Source organism: Leptodesmis sp., from assembly GCF_052746595.1.
The window spans coordinates 1-4,293 of the sequence record NZ_JBRAGO010000180.1 but is presented as its reverse complement, the minus strand read 5'-3'; the positions used below and the strand labels follow the sequence as shown (position 1 = coordinate 4,293).

Below are 4,293 nucleotides of genomic sequence, written 5' to 3'. Positions count from 1 at the left end.
GGATATTCTTCTCCTCTAGCCTAATTTTCCTACCAAGAAGGTGACACGCACCCTTCTGCGACAAACTCAGGCTAAAGTTATAGAGTTAGGGAAAACCAAATTCTACAACCCGTAGAATTAAACCCTGCCCAAGTCCAGAACCGGAGTTTTTCTGATCAGAAAACGACCGTTTTCTAGCTGGCCTTGGTTTAAGCCTTGTTAATCTGTATTGAGGAAAGATATTCATGACAGTTTCTCCTGTTCGTCCCAAAGAATTGAAGCACGAAGTTAAGGATTTATCCCTGGCTCCTCTGGGGCGGCAGCGGATTGAATGGGCTGGACGAGAAATGCCAGTCCTACGTCAAATTCAAGAACGGTTTGCCCAAGAAAAGCCCCTGGATGGGCTACGGATAGTAGCCTGCTGTCACGTCACTACTGAAACGGCCCACCTGGCGATCGCCCTCAAGAATGCGGGGGCCGATGCCTTACTGATTGCCAGCAACCCCCTGTCCACTCAGGATGATGTCGCCGCCAGCCTGGTGGTTGATTACGGCATTCCAGTCTTTGCTCAAAAAGGTGAAGATAACGAAACCTATCACCGTCACGTCCAAATTGCGCTTGATCATCGGCCTAATATCATTATTGATGATGGCAGTGATGTGGTAGCTACTCTGATTCAAGAACGCCAGCACCAGATTGTTGATCTGATTGGCACGACAGAGGAAACCACAACTGGAATCGTCCGCTTACGGGCTATGTACAAAGATGGTGTGCTGACCTTCCCCGCTGTCAACGTCAACGACGCAGATACCAAGCACTTTTTTGACAATCGCTACGGTACAGGTCAGTCTACTTTGGATGGCATTATCCGGGCGACGAATATTCTGTTAGCCGGAAAAACGATTGTCGTTGCTGGATATGGCTGGTGTGGTAAGGGTACTGCGCTGCGGGCACGCGGCATGGGTGGTAATGTGATCGTCACTGAAATTGACCCCGTTAAGGCGATTGAAGCCGTAATGGATGGCTTCCGGGTCATGTCGATGAGCGAAGCGGCTCCTCAAGGGGACATTTTCATCACAGTGACTGGCAACAAGCACGTCATTCGGGCAGAACACTTTGAGGTAATGAAGGACGGTGCGATCGTCTGCAATTCTGGTCACTTTGACATTGAAATTGACCTCAAATCTCTGGGCGCTCAAGCCACAGAGGTAAAAGATGTACGGAACTTTACCCAACAATACCGCTTGAAGAGTGGCAAATCGGTGATTGTTTTGGGTGAGGGTCGCTTGATCAATCTGGCAGCCGCAGAAGGTCATCCCAGTGCGGTGATGGATATGAGTTTTGCTAACCAGGCGTTGGCCTGCGAGTATCTGGCGAAAAACAAGGGTCAGTTGCAGCCAGGGATCCACTCGATCCCGCTTGAAGTCGATCAAGAAATTGCTCGTCTGAAACTGCAAGCAATGGGAGTAACGATCGATACTCTCACCCCAGAACAGGTGGAATATATCAACTCCTGGACCAGTGGCACCTGATCGATCACTGGCCCGAGTTTAAGCATAAAAAACGGTAGGGCAATCGCTCTACCGTTTCCCACAAACCATGACTCATCTGGAATTCTGGTCTTCTAATCACGCCCCAAATCTTTAGAGGTAAACTCGATCGCAAGACACCGCTCTAGCATCTCAACCTGGTAGCACCGCCAGTAGCGACGAGGATCCAAAATCGTTTTTGAATTAGGCTCAAACACGGGTTGCTTCAGGTATTTCCACAGCGGAAATTGCATGAGAGAGTACTTTGCAGGCATAGTTACAGTAGTTCGATAGCGGGTGTAGGCAGTAACAACCCAAACATCTCTTGTTGAGTGGTCTACCACCTAATACAATGGCAGACTTGAAAAAGATTACCTTGGTGAGGATTGCGGAATCTTTTTAAACCGCTTGAAGAGTTCTCTGTAATTCCAAGGAGGAATCAGGGACTATGATGGGCGGCGATCGCGAAGAGCGTTGTCCTGCCAGATCCTCCAGCGGCACCTGGTCACCAGGAACAGCATAATTCAAACGTAGGGATATCCACATAGGTACTCTTCCTGGATAGAATTAGCGTAATTTCTCGCAAATGACGCTTTAAACAGGGCGTGTGCCAGTCATTTCTGCTTTAAGTTGGCGAGTAATCGGTTGACCATGAGTAATACTGAAGCCAGTAGGAAGTTGTACTGGTCTATATCCTCGCCCGACTGGTTCTAACTTCCAAAAGTGAATTTGCCAGGTTAAGGGGCGCACTGTCCAGGCTGTCGTAATTCCATTCAGAGTGGCATCAGGTAGTATAGCTTGAGGTAAGTAATCTATCGTTAAAGCATCAAAGAGTGTTCCTGATTGTTCTAGCAGTCCCATCAAATGGAGCCAACCATAATCTGGTTCTTGACTAGAGACGGTTTCCTGACCGGAGGAAGTTGCGCCAAACAGCCAGGTTAATTTTTCACGGATTTCTTCTAAACGGGGGCGATCGCCTCTGAGCAGCATGGCCTCCTCAGCTAATAAAGTGTCATCCCTGATCGGTGCCCACAATTCAAAAAAAGTTTGAGCATCAACCGGAATCGTCAGCAACTTCAAACTGGATACTAACCCAAGGGGATTAGGAGCAACAGCCAAATCAGAGGATATGAAGGAGTCAATCATGGGAGCGTAGTTCCTTCAAAAGAACGAGATAAAGGATAAGTTGGACTTAGGCTTCCCAGAGTTGTGGTTGGTTCGACAACTTCAATTGTTAACCACTTGCGAAACCGTGAACCATCAGTAACGTTAGGATAAAGGGAAGCGACTAAATAGGGAAGTGGGGCTTCTACCATTCTCACCCGCCCCTTAAGATGGAAGAAGCGACTAGGGAATTAGGAAATAACAGTTAAGCCTTCTATGAATCAAATTCTCGCAGACACTACCATACTGGATCAGGAGCTTTCCAACCGGTTTATTGAGCTCGATCCGGAGGGTTATTTCATCATTTATATTGACCCTCAAAATAAGTTAATTTGTGCCAAACATTTCACAAATTTTATTGACGATCGCGGATTAGCCTGTGATCCAGAAACAGGAAAACCGATTCCCTGTAATGGGAAGGTCGAACGTATTCCAACTCAAATTTTTACGGGGAGAACAGCTAAAGAAATTTGTGTAAAGCTCTTTGAGCAAACAAATCCTTGCCCAGTATCACGTTTGGATCATGCATCTTATCTAGGGCGCGAATTTCAACGGGCAGAGATGGCTTTACTGAGTGGTCAGGAGTATATTCAGGACTAGAAATAGGCTCTGATCTGCTGCTGTGGATTAGGGTGAACCAGATCGTTCAGAACTTAAGTACAGATCTTTTACAGTAATCCTCGATAGCGGATAAATACCAGAACTACAGCCCATGATCCCAGTGCAACTTTGATGGCAACCAGAATGTTGAGAATCGGAATAATCCCACCGCTAATCAGATTACCTAACTCTCCGTGGGGCAGTTCCAACCCTGCCAGCGTGATCACAGATAAAACAATGAAAATCAGGACTGAAACTTTCTCCCAGATGGCAGCGTGCCAGCGTTGGTAAATTGCTTCCATCCACTCAGAGGATGAAGTAATCGCCACCAGTCCGATCGCGGTTCCAATTGCAACTCCAGCGGCAAACCCACCTCCTGGACTGAGATGCCCCCGAATTGCCAATTCTACCCCAACCAATGCGGAAATCGTTGCTCCCAACCGAGCCAACACAATCGACGGCTGATCAGTGAATTGATAAATCGTGCAGAATGGCCGTTCATTGGCCAGCAAAAAGGACGCTCCCATAATTGCGATCGTAAATACGATCACTTCAAAAATGGTGTCATACAGGCGATTCCTGAAAATGATCCCCGAAACCGCATTCGGTACTCCACTATCTTGCATGACAGCTTCGACAATCGCAAGATCAGGCACCTCTGCTGCCAGATTGGGCATGATTAGGAACTTGATGAACAGAGCAACCCCTGCTGCCATGTAGAGCCATTTCATCTAGTGCTTCTCCCCAGAATCAACTGCCGTGATGTAAGCCAAACTGGTTATGGGTGACAACAGTTCAGTTTGCAAAATCTCATAGAGACGACGAATGCGAGTGACAGTGCGATAGGGCTGTGGCTGTGACTCAGGTGCTGTTGAGGTTTGATCTGCTTGTTGAAGGTACTCAATACAGGTAGCATGGACTTCTTTTTGAATCAATGCCTGCTCTAAAGATTGCGGATCAGGATACGGGATTAACTATTGAGGGGTTGGGGGAGCTATAAGTCCCGCGCTGTATGCGAAGC

7 protein-coding genes are annotated in these 4,293 nt (G+C 47.4%); 2 read left to right on the top strand and 5 right to left on the bottom strand.

Annotated elements, in window-relative coordinates:
• Positions 1 to 224: 224 nt before the first annotated feature.
• Positions 225 to 1,511 carry an adenosylhomocysteinase gene (gene ahcY / locus ACUVQO_RS22545; RefSeq protein ID WP_445928063.1) on the top strand — a complete coding sequence of 429 codons (1,287 nt, stop codon included), beginning with the start codon at positions 225 to 227 and terminating at the stop codon, positions 1,509 to 1,511.
• A gap of 92 nt (positions 1,512 to 1,603) precedes the next feature.
• Here ahcY and ACUVQO_RS22540 read toward each other — a convergent pair whose 3' ends face one another.
• From ACUVQO_RS22540 to ACUVQO_RS22530, 3 genes are all read right to left on the bottom strand, one after another.
• Entirely contained in the window at positions 1,604 to 1,783 is a 180-nt protein-coding gene (locus ACUVQO_RS22540) for a hypothetical protein (RefSeq protein WP_445928062.1), read from the bottom strand.
• A 124-nt stretch (positions 1,784 to 1,907) separates the two neighbouring features.
• Positions 1,908 to 2,054 (bottom strand): hypothetical protein, encoded by a 147-nt coding sequence (locus tag ACUVQO_RS22535; RefSeq protein ID WP_445928061.1) that lies wholly within the window; start codon positions 2,052 to 2,054, stop codon positions 1,908 to 1,910.
• 48 nt (positions 2,055 to 2,102) lie between these two features.
• Positions 2,103 to 2,654, bottom strand: a complete 552-nt coding sequence (locus ACUVQO_RS22530; protein WP_445928060.1) for a hypothetical protein — start codon at positions 2,652 to 2,654, stop codon at positions 2,103 to 2,105.
• Between the two features lie 234 nt (positions 2,655 to 2,888).
• Here ACUVQO_RS22530 and ACUVQO_RS22525 point away from each other — a divergent pair, with 234 nt between their 5' ends.
• Positions 2,889 to 3,272, top strand: coding sequence for a DUF4346 domain-containing protein (locus ACUVQO_RS22525; protein ID WP_445928059.1), 384 nt, complete (start codon positions 2,889 to 2,891; stop codon positions 3,270 to 3,272).
• Between the two features lie 68 nt (positions 3,273 to 3,340).
• Here ACUVQO_RS22525 and ACUVQO_RS22520 read toward each other — a convergent pair whose 3' ends face one another.
• Positions 3,341 to 4,003, bottom strand: a complete 663-nt coding sequence (locus tag ACUVQO_RS22520; RefSeq protein WP_445928058.1) for a Na(+)/H(+) antiporter subunit B — start codon at positions 4,001 to 4,003, stop codon at positions 3,341 to 3,343.
• Positions 4,004 to 4,207, bottom strand: coding sequence for a hypothetical protein (locus ACUVQO_RS22515; protein WP_445928057.1), 204 nt, complete (start codon positions 4,205 to 4,207; stop codon positions 4,004 to 4,006). It abuts the gene before it with no gap.
• Positions 4,208 to 4,293 lie beyond the last annotated feature (86 nt).